The following is a 24,759-nucleotide window of genomic DNA, read 5'->3' as shown; positions in this document are numbered from 1 at the left end:
GCCCACTTCGGGGACGACCGCGCCACCGCGTCAGCCGAGGCCGGGGCCGCGGCCGGGTGCGGGACCGGCCGTTTCCAGGGCGCTCCCGAGGCGGAGGACGGTCGCTTCGTCGTACCAGCGGGAGACGAGTTGCACGCCGACCGGCAGACCGCCGCTCGTGGTCCCGAACGGCAGGGCCAGTGCGGGCAGGCCGGTGAGGTTGAAGGGAACGGTCGCCCGCATGATCCCGCGTGCGGGGACAGTCACACCACCGGCCTCGAACTCCCTTCTGGCGTGCGGCGGAGCGGGAACCGGACACACCGGGCACAGCAGCGCGTCGTAGCGCGTGAAGTACTCGGCGAACATGCGGCTGAGCTCTTCGACCTGCTGCTGCGCCGCGACGTAGTCGGCCAGATCCGTCTCCGGCGCGGCGAGCGTCCGCCGCACGACGCTGCCCAGCTCCGATGTGCGCCCGCCGGCGGCCTCGCTGAAGTACGGCGCGATCTCGGCGGCGAACAGCACCGCGCTCAGTTCGGTCGCGTCGACGCTCTCAAGGCCGGCGGGCGCGGCCGGTTCCACGGCGCAGCCGAGGTCACGCAGCGCATCGGCAGCAGCCGCCACGGTGGCGGCAACCTCGCTGTCCACCGGGCCGAAGGCGGGCTCACCGGCCCAGCCGACCCGCAGTCCGGCGAGCTGCTTGGGCCCGTCGGCCGCGGCCGGAAAAGAGGGCGGGACGGGCAGCGCGTGCCGGACGTACCCGTCGGCGCCGTCGGGACCCGCGAGAACCCCGAACGCTGCCGCGATGTCCCGCACGCTGCGCGCCATGGGACCCACATGCCAGTACCGGCGGGGCACCTCGGGCCAGTGGCCGGTGACGGGAATCCGGCCCCGGGTCGCCTTCAGCGCGACGATGCCCGTGTTGTGGGCCGGGCCCCGCACCGAGATGGCCACGTCACTTCCCAGCCCGAGCGGCGACATCCCCGCGGCGATGGCGGCCGACTCACCGCCGCTCGACCCGCCCGGAGTCCGCTCGCCGTCCCAGGGGTTGCGGGTCCTGCCGACGAGCGGGTTGTCCGTCTCGGTCCAGTAGGAGAACTCCGGCAGATTCGTCTTGGCCAGCGGAATGCCCCCGGCAGCCCGGAGCCGGGCCACCGCGGTCGCGTCGGCATCCGCGACATGGTCCCTGAACAGCCGCGAACCACGTGTGCTCACCACACCGGCCACATCGAGCGAGTCCTTGACCGTGAAGGGCACACCGTGAAAAGGACCGACAGCCGCACCGGCGGCCAGTGCCTGATCCGCCGCTTCCGCCATGGCGAGCGCCTGGTCGGCGAGCACCGTCACCGTGGCGTTGATCTGCGGCTCTACGGCCTCGATCCGGTCCAGGTGCGCGCGTGCCACCTCGACGGCCGACACCTGCCGGTTGCTGATCAACTCCGCCAGCCCGGTCGCGTCCCGCCGGTGAAGCTCGCTCTCGACCATCGTTCCTCCTTGTACTGCACGCCTGTTGAGCCGCGTGGCCATCCAGGCCGGCCACGCCTGTCCGGGGAAGGGGCAAGGGGCGCCGCACCGGCGCGACCCGCCGTGCCGGAGCCGTGCAGTCATCCGGCCCGGCGGGTCGCTCACGCGTGTGCGCGCACCGCCACGCAGTCGCTCACGCGCGGGTCTTACCGGCCTCGGTGACGAGCGTGAGGAGGGCATCGGCTGCATGGCCCGAGGAGGCGGGATTCTGGCCGGTGATGAGCAGCCCGTCGGTGAGGACGTACGGCTGCCAGTCACCCGCCTTGGAGTAGTCGCCGCCGAGCCGCTTCAGCTCGTCCTCGACGAGGAAGGGGACGACCTCGGTCAGACCGACGGCGGCCTCCTCGGAGTTGGTGAAGCCGGTGACCTTCCTGCCCCGGACAAGAGGGGCGCCGTCGGGATCGGTGGCGTGGCGCAGGACCCCGGGGGCGTGACAGACCAGGGCGAGCGGCTTGCCGGCACGCAACGTGGTCTCGATGAGCCGGATCGAGGCCCGGTCCTCGGCGAGGTCCCACAGCGGGCCGTGCCCACCGGAGTAGAAGACGGTGTCGAAGTCGTCGGTGGACAGGGAATCGAGGCGGACGGTACGGGCCAGCTCTGCGGTGGCTTCCGGGTCGGCCTCGAAGCGGCGGGTCTCGTCGGTCTGGAAGCTGGGCTCGTTGCTCTTGGGGTCCAGCGGCGCCCGCCCGCCGCCGGGGGAGGCGAGCACGATCTCGGCGCCCGCGTCCTTGAAGCGGTAGTAGGGGGCGGCGAGTTCCTCCAGCCAGAAGCCGGTCTTCCGACCGGTGTTACCGAGCTGGTCGTGCGAGGTGAGGACGATGAGGACCTTCATAATGACTCCTGTTGAGTAGCCCGGTCGTCTCGGGGGACGGCGACACCGGTTGGGCGGTACCGGGCCGTGCGCGGTGGGGTTAGGTCCAGGGGTCAGAGGTGCAGGAGTTGGCGGGTGGCTTCCATGGTGTTGTCGAAGGGGGTGGGTTCGCGGTGGATCTTGGCCATGACGCTGGCGCCGAGCCACATGGTGTAGAGGGCCTGGGCTGTCGCGCGGGTGTCGCCGGTGGTGGTCAGTGAGCCGTCCTGGCTGCCGTTGTGGAGGATGCGTTCGAGGCGGTCGATGATCGCGGTGGTGCCGTCCTTGAGGGCGAGGCGCATGGGTTCTGAGAGGTCGGAGACTTCTGCGCCGAGTTTGACCGCGAGGCATTTGCCCTGGCAGCCGTCGGCGCTCTGGCTTTCTTGCCAGTGGTGCAGGTAGTTCAGCAGTCGCTCGGCCGGGGTCAGGTCGGGCTCGGCGAAGATGCGGTCCATGTCGGTGGTTTGCTCGGCGAAGTAGGTGTTCAGCAGGGCTTCGCCGAAGGCGTCCTTGGAGCCGAAGTAGTGGTAGAAGGAGCCTTTGGGTACGCCGGCTTCGGTGAGGACTTCGTTGATGCCGACGGCGGCGAAGCCCTTGTGGGCCATGATCTGCTGGGCGGCGTCGAGGATGCGCAGGCGGGTGTCGCTCTGGGTGGCTGGCATGACTGCCACCCTACCTTTCAACTAGACCGGTCGTCTCTGGGTTGGCGGGGTGGTGGTCCGCTGCCCCTCCGGGTGGGTGGGTGTCACTTCTTGAGGAAGTCCAGCAGGATTTCGTTGACTTCGGCGGTGTGGGTGGTGAGGAGGCCGTGGGGTGCGCCGTCGATTTCCTCGTAGCGGGCGGTGGGCAGGGCTTTGGTGAAGCGGCGTGCGGTGGCGTCGATGGGCAGGGTGCGGTCGGCGGTGCCGTGCACGATGAGGGTGGGTACGTCGATGCGGGGGATGTCGGCGCGGAAGTCGGTGGGCCAGGTCAGGGGTGCGGCGGCCGAGGCGGTCGGTCCGGCGCCGGCTGCCACGTTCCAGGCGTTGCGTACGGTTTCCTCGCTGACGCGGGTGCCGAGGTTCTCGTCGAGGTTGTAGAAGTCGTTGTAGAAGCCGGTGAAGAAGGCGTAGCGGTCTTTCTTGACCGCTTCGGAGACGCCTTCGAAGAAGGAGAGGGGTGCTGCGCCGTCGGGGTTGTCGTCGGTGATGGCCAGGTACGGCTCCAGTGAGGCGAGGAAGACGGCCTTGGTGACCCGGGCTGAGCCGTATGTGGACAGGTAGCGGGCGACCTCGCCGGTTCCCATGGAGAAGCCGGCCAGGACCGTGTCGTGCAGGTCCAGGGTTTCCATGAGGGTGTTCAGGTCGGCGGCGAAGGTGTCGTAGTCGTAACCGGTGCCCGGCTGGCTGGACTTGCCGAAGCCGCGCCGGTCGTAGGTGATCACCCGGTGGCCCGCGTCGAGGAGGGCCGGGATCTGGCCCTCCCAGGAGTTGCCGTCCAGCGGGTAGCCGTGGATCAGGACGACCGGCTGTCCTGTCCCCTTGTCCTCGTAGTGCAGTTCGATGTCGGTGCTGTTCTCCGTGCCGGCCTTGATGCGTCCCATGGTCCTGGTCCTTCCGGGGAGTTGGCGGTGTGCCGTTCCGATGTCCATGACTATACGACTGGTCTACTCGACCGTCAACCAGCTGAAGCGGCCCGGCATTCGCTCAGGCCGGCACAGCGGAACCGGTTCGGTGGCGGGGGAGCCCCCTCGCGGCTGTCGGAGGGAGCTGGTCGCCACGCCTGCGGGGAGGCGGACGGCCGGCCAACTACGCGCGGGAGCAGGGGACTTGGGGGAACGCATCGGTATCGAGGCTGCCGTGTGCTGCCGTGGCCGGCGAGGGCATCGCACAGATGATCCCGTGTGCCGTCGCCGATGGGGGAGCGGAAGGCGGTGTGCCGGTGGGACCGGGCCCGCCACCGGCTCGATCCGCCCGACCTGCTCGATCCGCCCGACCTGCTCGGTCCGCCCGACCGGTTTGATCCGCGCGATCTCCGCCCGACCTGCTCGATCCGGCGGGCTGAACGTGCAGGCCGGGTGGCCCTGTTCGACGATCACGGAGCGAGAGAGGGTCTCCAGCGGTGCCCATGCCCGGGTCGTCCGCCTCAAGTCCGGGCGGTGCCGAAGGCCGAAGGGTCCGCCGCCGTGGAGAGACGCGGGGCGAGGGGGTCTCTGAGGTGGGAAGGCGAGATCGTCGTCGACCGCTCTGCCTTCAGCGGCGCCACCTCGAAACCGGTGCCGACTCCCACTGCGCGGCACACGCTCGCGCGAAAGCCGGGTGGACCGGGGGCAGTTGAGGGGAGCTGGTCGGTGGTCCGGCGCTGCTACATGGTCAGGGGGGCCACCAACGAAGGTGGCCCCCCTGAAAGCACAGGTCAGCGCTTCGGCGGCTTGACCAATCCCTTCTTGACCAGCCGGTCACAGCGCCACTTCCGGTGTGACGGGCTCTTCCACTTCTTCGCCGTGGCCTTGAGGCAGGCCGCGTACGAGTACGGGGGACCCTTGGGGGTGACGGTGGGGGCGGCCTGGGCGGTTACAGCCGACATACTGAGCCCACCGGCAGCCACTGCCATGGCCAGGGCAATACTCATGCGACGCACAGAGTTCTCCTCTTCTCGTGCCGGAGCGGAACGCTCCGGAGACCGACGCTGTCTTGCCGCAGCTCAGCCGCTGAACAAGACCAGCAATCACTCAACGAGCGAGGCCATCAACAGGAATTCGCCCATCCGCATTGCCTCGCTGACCGCGCCCGAGCCGGCTCCGCCCACTGCACAGCTACGGCCGAAGGTTCGGTAACGGCCGGGTGGTTGGCCGCCCATCGGGTCGTGGATGCGCGGCGGGTCATGGATGTGCGGCGGGCCATCCGGTGCGCGGCGGCCTCGTCCGGTGCGGTTGCCCGGTCCGAGTGCGGACGGGCCACGTGCCTCGTCGGCGGACCGCCCCTGCAAGTGGGCGAGGGGGCGCCGTATCCGGCGTCGTGCACCGTCGGGGCCCCGGTGCCTCTCGCGTCACCGGCGGGCGGCGACGAGCCGTTCGACGGCCCAGTGCAGCCGGACGCCGGTGACGGCGGCCGGTGCGGCGCCGGCCTCCATGCGGACGGCCCTCGCGGCGCGGCGGTGCTTCCGCTTGCGGGCCGGCGTAGCCGCTGTCGGCGGGGAGGGTGACGCCGATGGCGAAGCCCGCTCCGGCCGTACGACCACACGCGGCCTGGTCATCTCTTGGCGGCGTCAAGGCGGTTCGGCTTGCCACAGCGGCCCCTGCCGCGTACGGGCCTGCGGCGTGAACCGTGTGGGCGTCGGCGTTGTGATGTGGGTTCAACCGCCGCACCGGCCCCGCGATGCGAGCCGGGCACGCAGGGGATTCCCTTCAGTTGCCCCTCTTGCGTGTCCTCTGCCGCACCTCATAAGTTACTGGCAGGTAGTCCGATCGCGGGCCGCGTCGCCGTCGGGAAGGGGTGGGCGAGTGAGTCCGCGCAACAGCGACAGCCGTGACCGGTGCTCCTGCGTGCTGCCGCGTCAGTACGGAGCGAGCGCGTCCGAAGTCCCCCGGTTCCTCGCCCACGACGTAGCCCTGCGCGGCCCCGTGCCACCGCCGTTCCGGCGGGCGGACGCACTCCGCCACGCAGCGGCGGTGCTGATGGGGACCGCCGCCGCGGCCTGCTCGACGCCGTTACGCAGGCCGATGAACCGAGGGAGGCCATCGACGCGTTCTTCGGCGCTGTGGCGCGACCGGCGGTTCGCGGAGAGCCGCCTTCGCGACGCCGCCCGACCGTGGCGGTGGCCGCCGAGACCCACGAACCACTCCCGTACTACGCCCCGCACAACCACTCGGGGCCAACCCCGGGCCTGGCCGTAACCGGCAGCCGTCTTGCAGCCGTTGTGCCCACCCAGCTTGAAGGAGTCACCATGCCCTCGCTCGACCGTCAGGACAACGTCTTCGTCCTCGACCTCGGAGACGGAGAGAACCGCTTCCACCCCGACTGGCTCACTGCCGTTGGCTCCGCGCTCGATGAGGTGGAGAAGGCGGAAGGGCCCCGCGCCCTGGTCACGGCCGCCACCGGCAAGTTCTACTCCAACGGGCTCGACCTGGACTGGCTGTTCGCCCACGCCGACCAGCACCAGGACTATGTCGTCACCGTCCACGAGCTGTTGGCGCGGATGCTGTCGCTGCCGGTCATCACGGTGGCCGCACTGCAGGGGCATACCTTCGCCGCGGGCGCGATGTTCTCCCTCGCCCACGACTTCCGCGTCATGCGTGCCGACCGCGGCTACTGGTGCCTGCCCGAAGCGGACATCAACATCCCCTTCACCCCCGGCATGTCCGCCCTCATCCAGTCCCGGCTGGCGCCGCGGACCGCGCACGAGGCCATGGTCACCGCTCGCCGCTACGGCGGTGTCGACGCCGCGGCAGCCGGCATCGTCGACCAGGCGGTCACCGAGGACGCCGTGCGCTCCACCGCGAGGGAGATCGCCCAGGCTCAGGTGAACAAGGCCGGCGACACCGCCGGCACGATCAAGGCCCGCATGTACGCCCCGGCCCTGGCCACGCTGCGCGACGTCACCAACCCACTCGGCTGACCAGCCACCACCGACACGCCAACCCCGTGCCCCGGGCGCCTTCATGCCGGGCACGGGCGGTCGCCCCAACTGCCCGACGCAGCGATCAGCGCCCGGCTGCCGTCGCGCGGAGCGTCACCGTGACGAGGGCTGTCGGCGACCGGACAAACGGCTGTTCGGTCCGAGGGGGAAGCAGGGCGGAGTGGGTGCCGTCTCAACCCACAGGCGGGCGCGGCACCGTAGTTCGCGCGGTTGCTGTCCCGGCGTAGGGAAACCACTCGTTGGTGCGGTGTGCCGGTGATATCAGCAGGTACTTATTTGACTGCCGAGAGTGAGTGCTCACGGTGTCACCCCTTACCTGCTGGAGGCAGAGATGCAGCACGAGGACGAGAAAGCCCGCGTGGAGGAGACGGTAGCGGAGCCGGTGACCAGGTCGTACGAGCCGCCGATCGTGGCGGAGGCCGGTGCCTTCGCCGAGGTGACTCATGGCGGCAGCGGCAAGTACAGGGAAGCCGGGGTCGGCCGCTTCCTGTGAGAGGCGCTCCGCGCTGACCTGACCGCCCGCACCATCCACCCTTCGTGAGGACGCCGTGTACTGGTTCGTCGCCCTGCCGGACTGCCCTGTGTCCCGGCCGATCCTGGAGGAACTGGGGGGCAGCGGTGTGCTGATCGCCGACCATGCCTCGGGCCGCCCATGGCTCGCGGGCCGGCTTCCGGCCACCTGGGTGCGGATCCACACGGAAGGTGCCGTGCGGCTCGCGGTTCTGGGCCGGACAGCGGAGGTCAACGTCTGTGCCCCTGGGGCCATGCGCGCCAGGGGCACAGACGCCCGGGAAGACGACTCGGCACCGCTGCTGTCAGCTCTCGGACGGATCCGTGACCTGCCGGACCTCAACGACCTCGATGCGCTTGCCGCTTCGGCGCGCGGCAGCTGCCATATGGTGCTCTCCGCGCACGGCAAGAGCCGGGCACAGGGAACCGCGTCGGGGCTGCGCAGGCTTTACCGGGCCCGGCATCACGGCGTGACCGTCCTCGCCGACCGTGCCGATGTGCTGGCGCGCCTCACCGGGGCCTCTGTGGAAACGCGGGCACTGGCCGCGCAGTTGCTCGTGGCAGGGCCCCCTTCCCCGTTGGACGAGCTGTCGTGCTGGACAGGGATCGAGGCGGTGCCGAGCGGCAGCGCTGTCACCGTCGATCACCAGGGTGATCAGCGTCTGCGTTCCTGGTGGCAACTACCGGCAGCCGAAGCCCCTTTGAAGCAGGGGTCACTCACGGTGGCCGAAGCGCTCTCCGCGGCGGTCGACGACCGCGTGCGCGCCGAGAGATACCAGGAACGCACTCTTGGCTGTGACCTGTCCGGTGGCCTCGATTCCACGTCCCTCGCCTTTCTCGCCGCCCCGTCCTGCCCCCTCGCGACGTTGACCGTCCAGTACACCGACGCCGCCAATGACGATCCCCTCTGGGCCGCTCGCGCCCGGCAACTCCTGCCCTCCGTCGGCACGGAGGGGCCGTCGCTCTTCCTGGCGGGCGGCCACGTGCCCGCCCAGTACGCCGCCGCCGGCTCCGCTCCGTCCCCGACCGACGCACCCTCTCCATTGCTGCGCGGCAGGGCCGTCCTGGACGCCGGCGCAGCCGAGTACACCCGGCACGGCATCAGCCTGCACCTGGCGGGGCATGGCGGAGACGAAGTGCTCCAGGCCACCCCCGGCTACCTGCACGGCCTTGTGCGCCGCCAACCGGCCCAGGCCGTGCGGCACATGCGCGGCCATCGCGCGCGCCGGCACTGGTCACTCGGCTCCACGCTGCGGGCTCTCACCGACAGCCGACCGTACGGGAGGTGGCTCGCCGACGAGGCCCGGCTGCTGCGGGCCCCGGAACGGGCCAGCGCGCCGTTCGGCTGGGGAGAGCCCGTGCGGTTGCCGCCCTGGGCAGGACCGGAGGCCGAAACCCTCGTCGCCGGCCTGCTGAACGAAGCCGCTGACAGCAACCAGCCGCTCAGCGCCGACCGGGGACAGCATCACAGCCTGCATCGCGTCCGCTCGGCAGCGCAGATCTACCGGCTCATGCGCCAGGAACTGCACACCCCATGGGTCGCTCTGCCGTTCCTGGACGACCGGGTGGTCGAAGCGTGCCTGGCGGTGCGCCCGAGTCACCGCGGCACCCCGTACGCCTACAAACAGCTGCTCACCACCGCCATGCGAAGCACCGTTCCGGGTGAACTGTTGGCCAGGACGACCAAGGGGAGCACGGACACCGACTTCTACGACGGCCTCCGCGCCCACCGCGGCGCACTTGCCGCCCTCGTGGACCGGTCAGAACTGGCCGCGCGCGGGCTGATCGAACCGGCCGCCCTGCGCCGCGCGTTGCTCGTTCCGGCGCCGCACACCTCCACAGCCCTGGAGGACACCCTCGCCTGCGAACACTGGTTGCTGCACTGCGTCCCGGAGCCACTGTCCACCGACCTGTCCTAGACCGAGGAATACGCGTGACCGTACGACTGAAGCCGCACGTCTCCACCGCCGTCACCGACAACGGCATGGCCCTGCTGGACGAGACGACGGGCAGGTACTTCGAACTCAACGGCACAGGGGCGACCGTACTGACAGCTCTGCTGGACGGTGCCCGTCCCCAGGAACTCGCCCGGCGCCTCTCCGAAGGGACGACGGACGCCGACGCCGAGCGCGCCGGCGCGGACATCGCCGCTTTCGTGACGTGCCTTACGCGGCAAGGGCTGGTCCAGGCCGTTGCGGAAGCGGCGCACGAGACGGGCACCGCCGCTGCCGGCCACGGGCAGAACGCCCGCGCGATCCGGGGAGGCGCGGCATGAGCGTCAACACCGCGCTGCCCACGGGGACCAGGCCCGCTCTCTGGCGCAGGCCGCCGATCCGGGTCGCCATCACCCTCGCCTGGCTGCTGGCGAAGCAGCCGCCGCGCCGCATCCGCGCCGTGCTCACCTGGGTCAGCCGCGGTGCCCGCACCGCTACGTTCGCCGAGGTACGCCGGGCCCGTGCGGGTGTGGTCGCGCTCAGCGTGTCCTGCGCGGGTGAAGGGTGTCTGCAACGTTCCCTCGCCACCGCGCTGCTGTGCCGGATGCGTGGCAGCTGGCCCATCTGGTGCACCGGAGTGCGCACCCAGCCGTTCGCCGCACATGCCTGGGTGGAGGCCGAAGGGCGGCCTGTGGACGAGCCGTATCCGGCAGACCACTACCGGGCCATCATGACTGTCGGACCCCGCGCCCCGCGGACCAGGCCGTGAGCGGTGCCGTACCCGGGAAGTGTTCAGGCTCCGACCACGCGTGGAGACTCCGCTTCCTGGTCCGGTTGACCCGTGGCCACCGCAGGGTCCTCGCCCTGTGCGTTCTCCTGACGCTCTGTGCTCTGGCCCTCGGCCTGGCCCAGCCGCTGCTGGTGAGCCACGCGGTCGATGCGGCCGGGCGCCACGGTCCGCCCCCGTGGCGCGACGCCGGGGCGCTGGCCGCACTCGTCACGGCCCAGGCAGTGATGCAGGCTGCCGGCAGCTATGTGCTCGGGCGGACCGGCGAGAACATCGTCCTGGGGCTGCGGACCACGCTCATCGGCCACCTTCTGCGGCTGCCGGCCTGCGACTACCAGCGTCACCGCCTGGGGGATCTGCTCTCCCGCGCGAGCACCGACACCGCGGCCCTGCGCACCGCCCTTGCCACAGGTTGTACCGACGCGGTGACGGGAGTCATCGGCCTGTTGGGCACCCTCACGCTGATGGCATGGCTCGATCTGTGGCTGCTGGCGACCGCGGCGGCTGTCGTCGCGGTGCTCGCCCTCACGGTGCTGCCTGCTCTGCACCTCATGCGCCCGGCCGCCGAGACCAACCAGCGGGTGCTCGGTCAGATGAGCGCGGAACTGGAACGCGCGCTCAGCGCGATCCGCACGGTGCGCATGAGCGGTGCCACCCAGCGAGAGACCGACCGCATCACCTCTCACGCGCGCCAAGCACGCGCCGCCGGGCTCCGGATCGCGCGGCTGAACGCGGTTCTCATGCCGGCCAGTGAACTCGCCCTCCACGCGGCACTGACCGCAACGGTCGTGGTCGGTGCCGTGCGCAGCGCGCAGGGCACCGCCTCGATCGCTGACCTGGCAGCCTTCCTGCTCTACCTCAACTATCTCTCCGTCCCCCTCACCGCCCTCGTCAGCGCCGCCGCCCTGTTGCAGCAGGCCAGCGGCGCCGCCGGCCGCATCGCCGAAACCCTCGCCCAACCGCAGGAAGCCAACAGCAGCCGCGAGACGCAGCCGGCACAAGCCGCCGCCGTGCCCGGCACGCCCGCGCTGGAGTTCCGCGACGTCTGGTACGGCCACGACCGGAATCACTCCGTACTACGGGGAGCAAGCTTCCAGTTGCCGCCGCGCGGAGTCACCACACTGCTCGGCGACTCCGGCTCCGGCAAGACAACCGTGCTGAACCTCGCCGCCCGCCTCCACACACCGGACAGCGGACGCATCCTCTTCCAGGGCACCGACGTCGCACAGTTGCCCATGGCCGACTACCGACGCATGGTCGGCCTCGTGGAACAGCACAGCCCCCTTCTGCACGGCTCCGTCCGCGACAACCTCGCCTACGCCGCGCCCGAGGCCACCGACGACGACCTGTGGAACGTCCTCGAACTCACCGGCCTGGCAACCCACATCCGCACACTGCCCGATGGCCTGCACACCATGGTCGGTGAACACGGCACCGCGCTCTCAGGAGGCCAACGCCAGCGCATCGCCATCGCCCGAGCTCTCGCGGCACGCCCCGTGCTCGTCCTCCTCGATGAGCCGACCGCCCACTTGGACCCCGCCGCGGAGGGGTCCGTACTCGCTGCCCTTCAGCACATCGGGCAGCACTGCGCACTACTGGTGGTCACACACCGCGAAACCACCATGAGGCGTGCCGCATCCCGTCTCTTGCTCGACAACGGAGTCATGCGCGCCTCATGCGCGGGGCCTCGTACGGGGCAGCTGCCCGTGCGGGAAGATGCCGGGGGAGTCGCACCTGCTCCCTGTCAGGGCGGCCTGGCGAAACGCGCGAACGGCTCCGGTCACCGGTAGCGGGCTGCCCAACTGGACCTGCCCGCCGACGCATCATCTCCGCGACCGCCGCCCGGGCTTGGGTGGTCAACTGCCTGTCGTCTGCCCGCCCCCGTGCAGCAGGGCCGCTACGCCCCTGCGGAAGTCCGCGCGCACATCGTCCTGGTCTGCCGATGCCAGGACGGGCGTGCCGATGACCGAGCGCAGGACCTCGATTCCGACGATCCATGCGGTCAGCAACTCCGCGCGCACTGCGGGATCGTCGCCGGGCAGGTGCGCAGCGAAGTCGCCGGTGAACTGGGAGCGCAGGTGTTCGCGCAATTCCCCGGCCCCTTGGCCGCGTTCGTCGCCTCGGGCGGGGCACTGGTCATCTCTCACCAGCGAGGAGGCAGCGATCTGGGATCGGACTGGGCCGACGCCGGGCGGGGAAGCCAGAAGCAGAACAGTTACGACGACCTCTACGCCATCGCCGAACACCTCCTCACCACGGACCTCACCAGCACCGACCGCCTCGCCGTCACCGGCTGGGGCAACGGCGGCATCATGGCGGGCGCGGCCTTCGCCCAGCGCCCGGACCTGTGGGCAGCCGTCGTGGCGCAGTGCCCCATCCTCGACCTGGTCGGCAGCCACCGTGATCCGTACGGCAAATTCGCCATCTCCTATGAGTTCGCCGGCTTCGACACCCCTGACGAAGTCCGCCGTCTGGCAGGAACGTCGCCGTATCAACTGGTCGATGACAACACCCCTTACCCCTGGTTCTACGTCCACGCCGGAGCCATCGACTCCGCGTGTCCCCCCGGCCAGACCCGCAAGGCCGTCGCCCGCATCCAGGCCGCGGTCGGCCCCGATACCCCGGCTCTCCTCCGTATCTGGGACGGAGTTGGACACGGCATGGCCTCCAGCCGCTCCGAAGCGGTCCTCCACACCACCTACTGGCTGAGCTTCCTCATGAAGCGCTTTCGTATGACCCCCGCTACCAATATGACCCCCGCCACCCACCCGATGTGACAGGCCGCCGCTGAAAATGTGCCAACGGGAGCCGGTGCTGCGAGGCCGCGCCCCGTACGGGCTCTTCTGTGGCAGCGGTCCGGCCCGGCCCAGCCCACCGCGTCAGAACGGCCCCCGAACCGCCCTATACGGTCCAGGCGGGCACCGTCTTGCCGGTGCCGTTCGGTGTGGAAGCGCTCGCGCCGGGGGAGGCGGCGACAATCGCGGCGAAGCCTGCCTCGGGGGCGGCGGATATGCGCCGCGGTACTGCGGCGGGAAGGACGACCGTGTCGCCCGGCGCCACGGTGAACTTCTCACCGTCCAGCTCAACGGTCGCGCCGCCGTCCACCACCGTCCACACCTGCTCGGCATCGAAGGCGTGGAGAGGGCCCGTGGCGCCGGGCTGCATGTCGACGCGCCACAGGGCGTGTTGGGCTCCGCCCAGTGTCGGCGAGGCAAGCGTGGTCATGACGGCGTTAGGGGTCTCGGTCCGGCGGCTCTCGGCATGGCGGATGACAGGCATCGTGGGAACCTTTAAACTCGACAACATGGTTGTCGAGATAGTGAACTTGGTTGTCGATCGTGTCAAGTGACCCCCCTGGCTTCGAGCTGCCGCTGCGACTGTTCCTTGCCTTCCGCGTCCTCGTCGATGACCTCCACGACGAACTCGCGCGCCAAGGACACCCGGATGTCCGCCCTATGCACGGCTTCGTCTTCCAGGCGATCGGACCGGACGGCACCACCGCCGCGGATCTTGGCCGTCGGCTCGGAGTCTCCAAACAGGCGGCCGGCAAGACGATCGATTCGCTTGAGCGGCTTGGGTACGTGGAACGCGGGACGGATCCGCGCGACGCACGGCGCAAGACCGTGCGACTCACCGACCGCGGCATCGACTGCCTGGCCTTGTCGGCACGCATCTTCGACCGTCTCCGGGCCGACTGGGCCCAGACTCTCGGTGGAGACCGCCTCCGCGCGCTGGAAGCCGACCTGCGCAGCGTGACACCGGCAGAGCCGTTCCTGCTCGACGCACCTGGCTGGTTCGGCAACTCGTAGCCGCGGGCCCGCGGGCCCTCCGCCCGGAAGTCACCTCGCCCAGCGGCGACCGCGTGCCCAACAGCCCAGCCGAGCAACGACGCAGGAACAGACACAAGCGGCGGGCTCGTACAACTCCGGGACACACTCGGACAGTTGGGGTAGTGGTCAAGTCCCGTCCGGGACTGTGTGGTGGTGTGCGACGGGGCACGGTGAGTGGCCGGTTGGCGCTACGTTGGCGGTACACGCTGACAGCTGACGGAATGCCTCTACACAGGCCGGCGAGGAGTGCACGTGATGACGGACAGTACGGGGCAGCAGCACCCGCCGAAGATCGATACCACGGTTCCGCATTCCGCGCGTATCTGGAATTACCTCCTCGGCGGCAAGGACCACTACGACGTCGACCGTGCAGCCGGTGACAAGGTCTGCGAGGTCTTCCCCGGCATGGTCGACATCACCCGCCACTCGCGCGCCTTCACCGGACGTGTCGTCAGGTACCTCGCTGGCGAGGCGGGTATCGACCAGTTCCTCGACATCGGCACAGGGCTGCCGACCGTCGACAACACCCACGAGCTCGCCCAGCGTATGAACCCCGCCGCGCGGATCGTCTACGTCGACAACGACCCGTTGGTCCTCGCGCACGCCGAGGCGCTGCTCACCAGTACCCCTGAGGGCGTCACCAGTTACCTGCACGCCGATGTGCGGGACCCGGAGGGCATCGTCGCCGCGGCCGGCGAGCCCCTTGAGCTGGGGCGGCCTGTCGGGTTGATGCTGATGGGCATCCTGGGACTGGTCGACGACTACGAGCAGGCGCGCGCGGTGACGGCGCGGCTGCTGGACGCGCTGCCGGCCGGCAGCTATCTCGCGCTCAACGACGGCAGTACCACCGACCCGGCCTACCTGGAGGCCATCGCGCGCTTCAACTCCGGCAGCGGCGCCGTGCCCTACACCCCGCGCACGCCCGGGGAGATCGAAGGGTTCTTCGAGGGCCTGGAGCTGCTGGAGCCCGGCGTCGTCTCCTGCCCCCGATGGCGTCCGGAAGCGCTGCCCTTCGGTGAACCTCCGCAGATCGCCGTGCACGGCGGCCTCGCCCGCAAGCCCTGACCGCCATACGGCCCGCAAGCCCTGACCGCCTCATACGGGGTGCGCCTTCCCTGGGCGTCACGGATCGCCCGGACGCCGCCCCTCTCGTGGCCCCCGCCCTCACAGCTCTTTGCCCTGCGCCCCCTGGCCTCCGGCCGCGTCCTGTGCGGCCCAGGCCGCGCCGGTACGGGAGTTCATGATCCGGAACCGGCTTTCTTCGCGCGCATGGAGCGGGGCGTGGTGCTGCTGGGGCTGGGCCTGCTGCTCGTCGCGGCACGTTGTCCGGTCTCCGTGTCGCCTCCGGGGCGCCGGTATGCGTGAGTGGTGCGGGGGTCGGTTATCGGGCGTCGGTTATCGGGCTTCGCGGAGCCAGTGGTGTCCGGTCGTCCAGCCGAGGAGGCGGCGCCCGCCGCCGGATTCGACGGGGTCGCCGGCTGCGGCCCGGTGCAGGCCGGTGAGCGCGGGGGCCAGGCGGGCGGCGGTGTGCGCGGGGTAGCGGGCGGTCTCTTCGGGGAGTCCGGTGAGGAAATGGGCCTGTTCTGCCGGGGTGCAGAGCGAGAGGTGGAAGAGCATGTGGCGCCACGCGTACGCCGCGTCCTTGATCGTGGACAGCGGGCGCGGGTTGCCGTGCACGCGGGCCGTCAGTCGGCAGACGGTGGCGAAGGAGCGCCGGGCCAGGTCGGCCCAGCCTGGCGCGGGGGCGATACCGACCCCGGCGGCCAGGGACGCGAGGTTGTGCGTGGTGAGGATCTGGGCCTGCTCGATGATCTTCCCGTTGGCCGCCACCGACCAGGAACCGCCCCCGGACTCGCCGGCCCGCTCGGCGCACAGCCTCGCGAACCCGGGGGAGGTGCGGGCCCGGTGCGGCCCGTTCAGCGATGCGGCGGCCTCCCTGATCGCGAGGTCACGGACAGCGGCGTAGTCGATGTCGTAGTAGTGCTCGTAGAGGGTCCCGCGGAGAAGTTCCGCTGCGACGCGCGCCGCCGCGAGGTACGCCGGGGTGAAGGTGCCCATGAAGATGTCGGCGGCCAGCTCCGCGACGAGCGGCGCCCCGGACTCGGACTGCCGTGCGAGCACGCCGAGTTCCCGGATGAGCGGGTTGGGCAGCAGCGTGCCGGGGAACGCCTGTACGGCTAGCTCGCCGAGCTGGTGCAGTGCGGCTCTGGCCGGCTCCCGGCCCTCCCCGTCGGCGCGGTACGGGCGCACCGCTGCTACCCACGGCAGTTCCTCGGGCCGTATCTGCTGCGCGAGGTCGAGCAGGAGCAGCGAGCGGCGGTTGCGGAAGGCGCGGTAGTTCGCGGCCATCAGGGTGCGCAGCGCCTCGTCCGGGTAGACCTGCGCGCTGGTCGAGGCGACCAGCTGCGGTACGAGTTCGGCCAGCACCTCGGCCGAGGGCACCACGCCGCGCTCCACGAGAGTGCCGAGCGGGGCGCTCAGCGCGTTCTCGACGACCCGCCGCACCGCCGCGGGGACGGCCGAGCCGGACGGCAGTCCGCTCGTGCGGGCCTCGTCCGCCGAGACGGCGGAGACCAGCGGCGCCACCTCGCCCGCGCCCGTCTCCTGGGGCAGAACCGAGAGCCGTCGCAGGACGAGCTGGGCGTAGGCGTGATGCGAGGGGCGGGCCGCCTGCGCGGCCTGACCCGCGCGCAGCGCCGTGTGCGCCTCGGAACCCGGCATGCCGCGCCGCCGCACCATCGACTCCACCGCGTGCCGCAGCAGTCCGAGCCGCCGCGCGTCCAAGGGGCGCCCGGCGACGCTCTCCTCCAGCGCGCCGAGCAGGATGCCGAGGTTCTGCTTCGGGTCGCTGTGCTTGGTGCAGCGGGTGTGCAGGGCGGCCAACTCCTGGTAACGGCCCAGCAGTTCGGCGCCGCGCGCGTGCCAGGCACGGTCGGGAACGTCTGCCCGTACGCGGTCGCCCGCAGGGGCGGTCTTCAGCCAGTGGGCGAGCAACTCGTCGCCGAACGGCTGCCAGACCGTGAGGGCTTCGCGCTGCGTCTCGACAGCGGCCTTGGGCCGCTTCACGGCCAGCTTCCCGCTCGCCTCCCCGACCGTGCGCCGGTGGACGGCGCGGACATCCGGTGCGGGCAGCGCCGAGGGGCGCGGGGTGAAGCGCAGCCGCGCCGCGAACGGCTCCAGCTCGTCCAGCAGCTCCAGCGCAGCCGCCACATCGCCGGTACGGATCAGCCACGCCACGGTCAGCAGCGCGGCCTCCTCGGGCACGCGGATCTCGTAACGGCCGCTGTCGAGCAGTCCGTACAGGTGCGCCAGCCCCGGTTCGGTGAGGCAGTACGCGAACAGCGCGGCGCGTTCGGCGGGCAACCCCGCGGCAGAGGCGGCGGCCGTCTCGTACGGCTGGAGCGGACCCTCCGCGCTCGCGGCCGATGTGGCGAAGCCGCCCCGTACGACCTCCGGCGTCACCCAGGCAGGCAGCCCGTCCACCGGCGTACGCGAACCGATGGCCAGCCGGCCGTCCGCCATACCCGCGAGCACAGCCCGCCAGCGCCCGGCTTTGCTCTCGGCCCGGCGCCGGGCCGCGGCGTCCTCGTGGGCCAGCGCGGTGTGCAGGGCGCGGGCCAGCTGGAGCCGCGGGTAGTTCGCCGGGACGGAGCCTGGGACCGCGACGGGGTCGCGGGGCCCGGAGTGCCCGTCGGGAAGGGTGGGAGGCTGCTGCTCAGCGTCGTCGTTCATATGCCGACGTGGCAGGTTCTGCCCCTGCGCCCTCCGGGTCCCGAGCCCGGTGCTCTGCTGCTGAGCTACACGCCGCTGGGGCCGACCCTAATCACCCACCCGGCGCCCGCACCAGGCATTTCCCGGGTGCTCGGTGATGCTGCGGTGCATCGCATGGACCCCGGTCCGGCGGTCAGGGCAGGTCACCGAGTGTCCGTCACCGGTCGCGCGTCCCTCGGGGGGCGTTCATCCCACCGGCGGCGGCAGCGGCGGCCCGGCACACCACCGGGCCCGTGCTGCGCCGTGCCGTGCTCAGGCGTTGGCCCTGCGGTCGCGGATCGTGCTGGAGTGCGCCGAGGAGCACTCCAGCACGGAGACGTCCCGTCGGCTGGGTGTCGCTGCGGACACGGTTCGCGCCTGGGCGGCGGTCCGGTCAGTCGAAGAGGGTGAGGTCGATGGATTCCGCGAGCAACTTGTAGCCCGTGTCGTTGCCGTGGAGGTGATCGCCCGCGTGCAAGTCGTCGCGGATCCGGGTGGGGTCGGCGGGGTCGCGCCAGATGGCGTCGAAGTCCAGCACGCCGTCGAAGGCGCCGCTCGTGCGGATCCATGAGTTGATCTGCTCGCGCGCGTTGTCGCCCTCGGGCGAGTACATGTCCGAGCCGCCGTATGGAGCGATGGTCGCGGCGTATGCCTTCACGCCGTGGGCATGGGCTCGGGCCACCAGTTGGAGGTGGGCTGCGGTGATGTCGTCAGGCGTGACGGGTGCGCCGGGGAACATGTCGAGGAAACCCGCGGTCTCCTCGTTGCGCGGCGCGAAGGAGAAGACGAGGTCGTTGCCCACCGCGAGCACGACGTGGCCGAGACCTGGTGTGGCGAGGATGTCGCGGTCGAAGCGGGCGAGGGCTGCCGTGCCGATGCCGTCGGCGAGTATGCGGTTGCCGCCGATTCCCTGGTTGACCACGTAGCGTGTTTGGCCGGCGCGGGCGCCCAGGCGCTCGGCGAGTACGTCGGTCCAGCGGCGATCCGCGCCGGGGGTGGAGCCGATGCCGTCGACGCGGGAGTCCCCGAGGACGGCGATGGCCTTCGCCGGTGTGTGGGGCAGCACTTCCACGGCCGAGATCAGGGCTTGCGTCGGCAATGCGGTGGCACTCTCAGGCAGTGTCGCGAGCGTGGTCGCGTCGCCGGGGAGGATCCAGCCGAGCGCGTGGAAGGTTCCGTGGCAGGTGCAGGTCTCGACGCGATCGGGCAGGTAGAGGCTGAGCGTCACATGGGAGAGTCCAGCAACGCGCAGATCGACCGGGTCGCTGAGGATCGGCGCGCCCGCCGGCACAGTGGCGGTCGGCCTGCCGCTGAAGGTCAGTTCACGGTCGCTTCCGCTCCGGATGTCACCGCCGGACTCCGTGATTCCCACTCGGGCGGCGCCGATGGTGAGCGGCGCGGTCCCGTATTCGTTGCTGATGCGGAGGCGGACGCTGTGTCCGCCTCCGCTGATGCGGACGACTTGCCGCAACGTCGCGTCCTTGAAGGGTTCGACGGCCATGACGGAGTTGTCCGGTGCCTGCGGCGAGGCGCCCCAGGTGCGAACCCATGCGAACGAAGCCGCTCCGGTTCCCTCGGAGGGGGAGGAGTGGGTGGCGCTTTCGGCCATGACGGTGATCCTTTCGCTTGCTGGTACCGCGGTTGGTGTCCGAAGGGGTGGATGGTCGAAGGGGCTCGCCACGTGCCGCGGGCGCTGATCACCCTGGTGTGGTGGTCGTGGTCCTGTCGGCGGTCGACGCTGGAGGGCTGGAGGGCTGGAGGGCTGGAGGGCTGGGGCTGGTTGCGGCGGGAGCCGGGGCCGGTTGACTCGCGCGTGTTCGGTTGTGCCGTCGACGTCGCTCCCGGGGGCCCAGTGCGACGTCGTTGCCGCCGGGGATGTCGCCCAACGGCGGCTGCACAACGGGCGCGGCTGCGCGAGGGGCGGCTGCACAACACCGCGACCGGGCAACGGCCTCGCTCTCCGGAATTCCTGCGGGGGCCGGTCCGGCCGGTCCTGGCCGAGGTGTCCCGTAACTGCACGTCGAACCGTGGCCCGTGGAAGTAGCGCGGCCACGGGGCCTGTTGAGGGGGGAGGGAGGGCTGGCTGGCAAGCCGCATGAGGCATCGGGACGAAGCCGCATGAGGCATCGGGACGAAACCGCCTCGTCGTCCAGGCGGTGCGTCAGGTCGTCAGTGCGGTCAGGCGGAGTCCTTCGCGGCCTGCTCAGTGGTCACGCTGATTTCGTGGCTCTGGGCCAGTAGGTCTTCGGGGTTGATGTCGCCGAGCGTCTCCTCAAGGTGCATGGCCGTCTCGTCGTCCGCCCGGCTCATGCGGGCGAACATGGCCTGCTCGTACGCGGCGAGGGCGGCCTCGAAGTCGTCGGGGTGGGTGGCGAGGGCTTCGCCGAGTTCGGCGCCGTCGCACATGGCCCAGTTGGCCCCTTCGCCGTTCGGGGCGAGCAGGTGGGCGGCGTCGCCGACCAGGGTCACTCCGGGGACCCGGTCCCACCGGTGCCCCTGAGGCAGTGAGTAGTGCGGGCGCAGGACGGGCGGGGTGTCGGTGTCGCTGATCAGTGCGGTGAGTTCGGGCGCCCAGCCGTCGAACTCCGCCGCGACGTGCGTGGCCGCCGCGGCCGGATCGGAGAAGTCGATTCCGTCGAACCACTCCAGCGACCTGGTGAGCGATACGTACGCGTGCAGGGTGCCGTTCCGTTCGCGGTGAGCGGTGATCGCCTGGTCCGGTGCGAGGGCGAGCATCGAACCGCCGCCGACCGTCTCCGCGACGGCCGGGTGCCGCGTGTCGGCGTCGAACAGGTAGGTCTCGACGAACGACGTGCCGGCGTACTCGGGTATCGAGGCTGACAGCAGCGGGCGCACCCGTGACCAGGCGCCGTCGGCGCCGACCAGCACACTTGTGGTGAGGGTGCCGCCGTCCGCGAAGGTCACCTTGTGACGGCCGCCGCCGAGGCCGTGGGCGCCGGTGACCCGGCGGCCCCACCGGACGGTGCCTTGCGGGAGCGCGTTGAGCAGCATCCGCCGCAGGTCCGCGCGCTGCGCCTCCGGACGGCCGCCCGTACCGTCGTCGCCCTTCTCGAACAGAACGCCGCCGTCCTGCCCCAGTGCGCGTATCGCCTGGCGGCCCTCCAGGACGATGGCGCGGAAGGCTTCCGTCAGACCGGCGGCCTCAAGGGCGAGCTGCCCGTTGTAGTCGTGGATGTCGAGCATTCCGCCCTGCGCCCGCGCTTTGGGTGAGGCATCCGCCTCGTAGACCTCGCTCGGGATGCCGTGCATGTGCAGGACGCGGGCCAGCGTGAGCCCGCCGAGTCCGGCGCCAATGATCGTGACCGGCTTCATATGGCCCCTCCGTTCTCCAGGTCGGCGCTGCCGACACCTTTGGTGCGCTGCTCCAAGGTGGGACGCTACGCCATTTTGGTCCAGTGCACCAATTTGGTTCCTCGCTCCAATGTGACACCATCGAGGCATGGCAACGCGAGCGCGCCGGTCACAGCGGCGCAACCAGGTGCTCTCCCGGGAGCAGATCACCGAGACCGCCATCGAGCTGCTCGATACGGGCGGCGAGGGCGCGCTGACGGTCCGCGCGCTGACCGAGCGGCTGGCCACCGGGTCAGGGGCGATCTACTACCGCGTGGGCACCAGGGACGAGCTGCTGGACACGGCGACGGAAACCGTCATCGCCGCGGCTTTGGCGACCGAGCCCGCCCGAGCTGCCGCCACGCCCGAGGATGAGATCCGCGTCGTCGCACTGGCCCTGTTCGACGCGATCGCCGAACACCAGTGGCTCGCCACGCGCCTGACCCTGCAGATCAACCGGAACCCGGTCGGTCCGGTGACGGTGGGGATCTTCGAGCGGATCGGCCGACAGGTGGGCGCCCTGGGGGTGCCGCAGGCCGCCTGGTTCGACGCGACCTCGGCGCTGGTGCATTACATCCTCGGCGCCGTCAGCCAGAACGCCCGCATCGACGGGGACACCTCAGGAGTCGGGGCCGATACGGACCGCGAGGAGTTCTTCGGCGCGGCGTCGACGGCATGGCAGGAACTCGACCCGGACGACTACCCGTTCATGCACGCCATCGTCGGCCAGATGCGGGAGCACGACGATCGCGAGCAGTTCCTCACCGGCATCGGCTTTGTCCTGGACGGCATTACCAACCTGCGCTGACTCGCCGGATCCGGTGGGGCCGGTGGAGTCCGGTGGGGACCGGTGGGCTCCGGTGGGATTCGACCGCGTTCGACCGCGTCCGACCGCGTCCGACCGGGTCCGACCGTGTTCATCGCGAGGATTCTTCTCGAAGGAGCTGCCATGCATGACGTAGTGATCGCGGGCGCCGGCCCTGTGGGTCTGTTCCTGGCCGATGAGCTTGCCCTGTCCGGCTGTTCTGTCCTGGTGCTTGAGCGGGACCAGGAACCCGACTCGCGTGTGAAGGCGCTCCCGCTCGGGCTGCGGGGCCTGACCGCCGGTTCGGCCGAGGCGTTCTACCGCCGCGGACTGCTGGAAGCGATGGTGAAGGCTTCGGATGTGCCCGCGGAGAAGGTCGGCGCGGACCCCGAAGCGATCGAGCCGCCGGCTCCTCGTGACGTGAGCCATTTCGCGGGCATCTCGCTCGACGCGGCCGACATCGACCCAGCCGCCCTTGCGTTCCGGCTGCCGAGCCCAGCGATGAACGGCTTCATGACGAGTCTCGAAGCGGTCGGGCAGGTGCTGTCCGAGCGGGCCGCCGCGCTCGGCGTGGAGATCGTCCGGGGCGTTCCCGTCGCGGAAGTGACGCAGAACGACGGGGCAGTTGTCGTGACGGCGGGCGGGCGTGAGTACCAGGCGCGCTGGTTCGTCGGATGCGACGGCGGGCGCAGCGCGGTACGCGAGCTGGTGGACTTCGGCTTCGTCGGCACCGAGCCGCTGTTCACCGGCTACGTCGCGGTGGTCACCTTCGCCGATCCGCAGCTGCTGCCGCTGGGTTTCCACCTGACGCCGACCGGCATGTATCTGCGTACGCCCTTGGAAGGGCACCTGGGCATGATGGATTTCGACGACGGCACGTTCGACCGTTCGCAGCCGCTGACCCGCGAGCATCTTCAGACGGTACTGCGCCGCGTCTCCGGTACCGACGTGACGCTGAGCGAGGTCCATCTGGCCTCCAGCTTCACCGACCGCGCGATGCAGGTGACGACCTACCGCAGGGGCCGCGTGCTGCTCGCCGGCGACGCCGCGCACATCCACTCCCCGCTGGGCGGCCAGGGGCTCAACCTCGGCATCGGCGACGCGGTGAACCTTGGGTGGAAGCTCGCGGCGACCGTGCACGGGCACGCGCCGGACGGCCTGCTCGACACCTACACGAGCGAGCGCCACCCCGTCGGCGCCTCGGTGCTCGACTGGTCGCGGGCCCAGGTGGCGACCATGCGGCCGGGCTCGCACGCCCCCGCGCTGCGTCAGTTGGTCCGCGACCTGATGAGCACCCGTGACGGGACGACCCACGTCCACCGGAAGACATCGGGACTGTTCAACCGCTACGACCTGGGCAGCGAGCAGCCGCTCGTCGGCCGGACGGCCCCGGACTTCCACTTCGAGGACGGCACCCGCCTCGGCGACCTTCTGCGGGAAGGACACGGCGTCGCACTCGACTTCAGCACCGGTCAGTGCCTGCGCGACGCGGCGGCGGGCTGGAAGAGCCGCGTACGGTACGCGAGCGGCCCCGTGCGGAACGACCTCGGATTCAGCGCCCTCCTCATCCGGCCCGATGCCATCGTGGCCTGGGCGGACGACCGCGACCCCGGCGACCACAACCCCGATCCTGGGTCCTTCCAGCAGGCCGCGACCCGCTGGTTCGGCCACCGGGAAATCTGAACCGCGCAGGCCGCGTTGGTGTGCACGTCGTACAGGCCGCACAGGCCGTGGAGTTCGTACAGGCCGTGGAGTCCGTGCCGTTCGCGGGCGCGAGAGGGCCGCGTGGGATGGCCATTGAAGGCCCCGGCAGGAGGCGTCGGCAGGTGTCGGAGTGGGTGCGGTCGGCCAAGGAACCGCGGGCGCTGCCGACCGTTCACCCGACCGTGGGGAGAATGGGCCGGATCTCTCCGGGGAGCGGTGGTCAGGCCGCACCCGCACACCAGGGCCGGGCGCACGGCCGAAGGAGCAACAGGAGCGGTATGAGCGACACGAACGAGGTACTGGTCACCGGCGCCAGCAAGGGCATCGGCCTGGCGGTGTCCCAGCGGCTCGCGAAGGCGGGGTACGGGGTCGTCGGGGTGGCCAGGAGCGAGCCCGAGGGCGGGTTCCCCGGTACGTTCCTGCGGTGCGACCTTTCCGATGTCGGGGACACCGCTCGCATGCTGGGCGAGGTGACCCGGGAGCGTACGGTCTGCCGGGTCGTGAACAACGCGGGTATCGCGCAGCCCCAGTCACTCGAAGACCTCGACCTGGCGACTCTGGGACAGGTGGTGGACCTGAACCTGCGCGCGTCGGTGCAGATCGTCCAGGCCCTCGTGCCGGGTATGCGCGCGGCGGGTTTCGGCAGGATCGTCAACGTCACCTCACGGGCGACGTACGGTGCCAAGGACCGTACGTCCTACGCGGCGGCCAAGAGCGCGCTGGTGGGCTGCACCCGTTCCTGGGCGCTGGAACTCGCTCCTGACGGCATCACCTCCAACGCCGTCTCGCCGGGCCCCACCGCCACCGAACTGTTCCGCCGCGCGCGGCCCGTCGGCAGCGAGGACGAGCGCAAGGCCCTCGACTCGATCCCGCTGGGGCGCCTGGGTACACCCGAAGACGTGGCCGCGGCCATCGGGTTCCTGCTGTCCGAGGACGCCGGATTCATCACCGGCCATGTCCTCGACGTCGACGGGGGCAGCAGCCTCGGCGGGCGCTAGGGCTTGTATTTGGTCGTGATCAATGTGCGGGATTCGCCCTCCTGGCGAGGGCGGCTCCGGTAGTCAGGGATGTATGACGCGTGCGCAACTGAGCGATGAGGAGTGGGAGTACGTCGAGCCGTA

General features: G+C 70.8%; 23 protein-coding genes and 1 tRNA gene. 12 read left to right on the top strand and 12 right to left on the bottom strand.

What is annotated here, in order from left to right; all coding sequences use genetic code 11:
- Nucleotides 1-30 precede the first annotated feature (30 nt).
- The 6 genes from NMN56_RS13215 to NMN56_RS13190 all read right to left on the bottom strand — a co-directional run bounded on the left by NMN56_RS13215 (nt 31) and on the right by NMN56_RS13190 (nt 5,584).
- Nucleotides 31-1,461: an amidase gene (locus NMN56_RS13215; protein WP_274041112.1), complete on the bottom strand. Its 1,431-nt coding sequence runs from the start codon at nt 1,459-1,461 to the stop codon at nt 31-33.
- A 172-nt stretch (nt 1,462-1,633) separates the two neighbouring features.
- Nucleotides 1,634-2,332 carry a type 1 glutamine amidotransferase domain-containing protein gene (locus tag NMN56_RS13210; protein WP_274041111.1) on the bottom strand — a complete coding sequence of 233 codons (699 nt, stop codon included), beginning with the start codon at nt 2,330-2,332 and terminating at the stop codon, nt 1,634-1,636.
- Nucleotides 2,333-2,424: 92 nt separating this feature from the next.
- Nucleotides 2,425-3,012, bottom strand: a complete 588-nt coding sequence (locus NMN56_RS13205; protein ID WP_274041110.1) for a TetR/AcrR family transcriptional regulator — start codon at nt 3,010-3,012, stop codon at nt 2,425-2,427.
- An 83-nt stretch (nt 3,013-3,095) separates the two neighbouring features.
- Nucleotides 3,096-3,932 carry an alpha/beta fold hydrolase gene (locus NMN56_RS13200; RefSeq protein ID WP_274041109.1) on the bottom strand — a complete coding sequence of 279 codons (837 nt, stop codon included), beginning with the start codon at nt 3,930-3,932 and terminating at the stop codon, nt 3,096-3,098.
- Nucleotides 3,933-4,744: 812 nt separating this feature from the next.
- The gene (locus NMN56_RS13195) at nt 4,745-4,915 is read right to left on the bottom strand and encodes a hypothetical protein (RefSeq protein ID WP_274041108.1); all 171 of its coding nucleotides are present in this window, start codon (nt 4,913-4,915) and stop codon (nt 4,745-4,747) included.
- A 462-nt stretch (nt 4,916-5,377) separates the two neighbouring features.
- Complete coding sequence (locus NMN56_RS13190) at nt 5,378-5,584, bottom strand: hypothetical protein (RefSeq protein ID WP_274041107.1); 207 nt, start codon at nt 5,582-5,584, stop codon at nt 5,378-5,380.
- A gap of 690 nt (nt 5,585-6,274) precedes the next feature.
- Between NMN56_RS13190 and NMN56_RS13185 the strand changes: the two genes are divergently transcribed.
- The 6 genes from NMN56_RS13185 to NMN56_RS13160 all read left to right on the top strand — a co-directional run bounded on the left by NMN56_RS13185 (nt 6,275) and on the right by NMN56_RS13160 (nt 11,988).
- Nucleotides 6,275-6,946 carry an enoyl-CoA hydratase-related protein gene (locus tag NMN56_RS13185; RefSeq protein ID WP_274041524.1) on the top strand — a complete coding sequence of 224 codons (672 nt, stop codon included), beginning with the start codon at nt 6,275-6,277 and terminating at the stop codon, nt 6,944-6,946.
- A 310-nt stretch (nt 6,947-7,256) separates the two neighbouring features.
- Nucleotides 7,257-7,460, top strand: coding sequence for a lasso RiPP family leader peptide-containing protein (locus NMN56_RS13180; RefSeq protein ID WP_274041106.1), 204 nt, complete (start codon nt 7,257-7,259; stop codon nt 7,458-7,460).
- A 55-nt stretch (nt 7,461-7,515) separates the two neighbouring features.
- Complete coding sequence (locus NMN56_RS13175; protein WP_274041105.1) at nt 7,516-9,396, top strand: asparagine synthase-related protein; 1,881 nt, start codon at nt 7,516-7,518, stop codon at nt 9,394-9,396.
- Between the two features lie 14 nt (nt 9,397-9,410).
- Nucleotides 9,411-9,752 (top strand): lasso peptide biosynthesis PqqD family chaperone, encoded by a 342-nt coding sequence (locus tag NMN56_RS13170; protein WP_274041104.1) that lies wholly within the window; start codon nt 9,411-9,413, stop codon nt 9,750-9,752.
- The gene (locus NMN56_RS13165; RefSeq protein WP_274041103.1) at nt 9,749-10,180 is read left to right on the top strand and encodes a lasso peptide biosynthesis B2 protein; all 432 of its coding nucleotides are present in this window, start codon (nt 9,749-9,751) and stop codon (nt 10,178-10,180) included. Before NMN56_RS13170 ends, NMN56_RS13165 begins: the two co-directional genes overlap by 4 nt.
- Nucleotides 10,181-10,245: 65 nt before the next feature.
- A complete protein-coding gene (locus NMN56_RS13160) occupies nt 10,246-11,988 on the top strand; it encodes an ABC transporter ATP-binding protein (RefSeq protein WP_274041102.1) in 1,743 nt (580 codons plus the stop codon).
- A gap of 66 nt (nt 11,989-12,054) precedes the next feature.
- Here the strand turns inward: NMN56_RS13160 and NMN56_RS13155 are convergent, their stop codons facing one another.
- Nucleotides 12,055-12,288: a TetR/AcrR family transcriptional regulator gene (locus NMN56_RS13155; RefSeq protein WP_274041101.1), complete on the bottom strand. Its 234-nt coding sequence runs from the start codon at nt 12,286-12,288 to the stop codon at nt 12,055-12,057.
- Between NMN56_RS13155 and NMN56_RS13150 the strand changes: the two genes are divergently transcribed.
- Nucleotides 12,277-12,975 (top strand): prolyl oligopeptidase family serine peptidase, encoded by a 699-nt coding sequence (locus tag NMN56_RS13150; RefSeq protein WP_274041100.1) that lies wholly within the window; start codon nt 12,277-12,279, stop codon nt 12,973-12,975. The two genes, NMN56_RS13155 and NMN56_RS13150, sit on opposite strands and share 12 nt — an antisense overlap.
- Nucleotides 12,976-13,099: 124 nt before the next feature.
- On the opposite strand, the gene NMN56_RS13145 is transcribed toward NMN56_RS13150, so the two are convergent.
- Nucleotides 13,100-13,477 (bottom strand): cupin domain-containing protein, encoded by a 378-nt coding sequence (locus tag NMN56_RS13145; RefSeq protein ID WP_280842684.1) that lies wholly within the window; start codon nt 13,475-13,477, stop codon nt 13,100-13,102.
- A gap of 59 nt (nt 13,478-13,536) precedes the next feature.
- Here NMN56_RS13145 and NMN56_RS13140 point away from each other — a divergent pair, with 59 nt between their 5' ends.
- Together NMN56_RS13140 and NMN56_RS13135 are read left to right on the top strand one after the other, a co-directional pair.
- Nucleotides 13,537-14,007: a MarR family winged helix-turn-helix transcriptional regulator gene (locus NMN56_RS13140; protein ID WP_274041523.1), complete on the top strand. Its 471-nt coding sequence runs from the start codon at nt 13,537-13,539 to the stop codon at nt 14,005-14,007.
- A 276-nt stretch (nt 14,008-14,283) separates the two neighbouring features.
- Nucleotides 14,284-15,093, top strand: a complete 810-nt coding sequence (locus NMN56_RS13135; protein WP_274041098.1) for an SAM-dependent methyltransferase — start codon at nt 14,284-14,286, stop codon at nt 15,091-15,093.
- 330 nt (nt 15,094-15,423) lie between these two features.
- Here NMN56_RS13135 and NMN56_RS13130 read toward each other — a convergent pair whose 3' ends face one another.
- The 4 genes from NMN56_RS13130 to NMN56_RS13115 all read right to left on the bottom strand — a co-directional run bounded on the left by NMN56_RS13130 (nt 15,424) and on the right by NMN56_RS13115 (nt 21,111).
- Complete coding sequence (locus NMN56_RS13130; RefSeq protein WP_274041097.1) at nt 15,424-17,760, bottom strand: hypothetical protein; 2,337 nt, start codon at nt 17,758-17,760, stop codon at nt 15,424-15,426.
- Nucleotides 17,761-17,763: 3 nt separating this feature from the next.
- Nucleotides 17,764-17,835: transfer RNA gene (locus tag NMN56_RS13125), tRNA-Pro, on the bottom strand.
- 337 nt (nt 17,836-18,172) lie between these two features.
- Entirely contained in the window at nt 18,173-19,387 is a 1,215-nt protein-coding gene (locus tag NMN56_RS13120; RefSeq protein WP_274041096.1) for an SGNH/GDSL hydrolase family protein, read from the bottom strand.
- A 569-nt stretch (nt 19,388-19,956) separates the two neighbouring features.
- Nucleotides 19,957-21,111 carry an FAD-dependent oxidoreductase gene (locus NMN56_RS13115; RefSeq protein WP_274041095.1) on the bottom strand — a complete coding sequence of 385 codons (1,155 nt, stop codon included), beginning with the start codon at nt 21,109-21,111 and terminating at the stop codon, nt 19,957-19,959.
- Between the two features lie 127 nt (nt 21,112-21,238).
- Here NMN56_RS13115 and NMN56_RS13110 point away from each other — a divergent pair, with 127 nt between their 5' ends.
- From NMN56_RS13110 to NMN56_RS13100, 3 genes are all read left to right on the top strand, one after another.
- The gene (locus NMN56_RS13110) at nt 21,239-21,937 is read left to right on the top strand and encodes a TetR/AcrR family transcriptional regulator (RefSeq protein WP_274041094.1); all 699 of its coding nucleotides are present in this window, start codon (nt 21,239-21,241) and stop codon (nt 21,935-21,937) included.
- A gap of 141 nt (nt 21,938-22,078) precedes the next feature.
- Nucleotides 22,079-23,617 (top strand): FAD-dependent oxidoreductase, encoded by a 1,539-nt coding sequence (locus tag NMN56_RS13105; RefSeq protein WP_274041093.1) that lies wholly within the window; start codon nt 22,079-22,081, stop codon nt 23,615-23,617.
- 299 nt (nt 23,618-23,916) lie between these two features.
- Entirely contained in the window at nt 23,917-24,636 is a 720-nt protein-coding gene (locus NMN56_RS13100) for an SDR family oxidoreductase (RefSeq protein ID WP_274041092.1), read from the top strand.
- Nucleotides 24,637-24,759 lie beyond the last annotated feature (123 nt).

Source organism: Streptomyces iconiensis (genome assembly GCF_028657195.3).
GTDB classification, from domain to species: domain Bacteria; phylum Actinomycetota; class Actinomycetes; order Streptomycetales; family Streptomycetaceae; genus Streptomyces; species Streptomyces iconiensis.
This window is presented reverse-complemented; position numbering and strand designations above follow the sequence as displayed.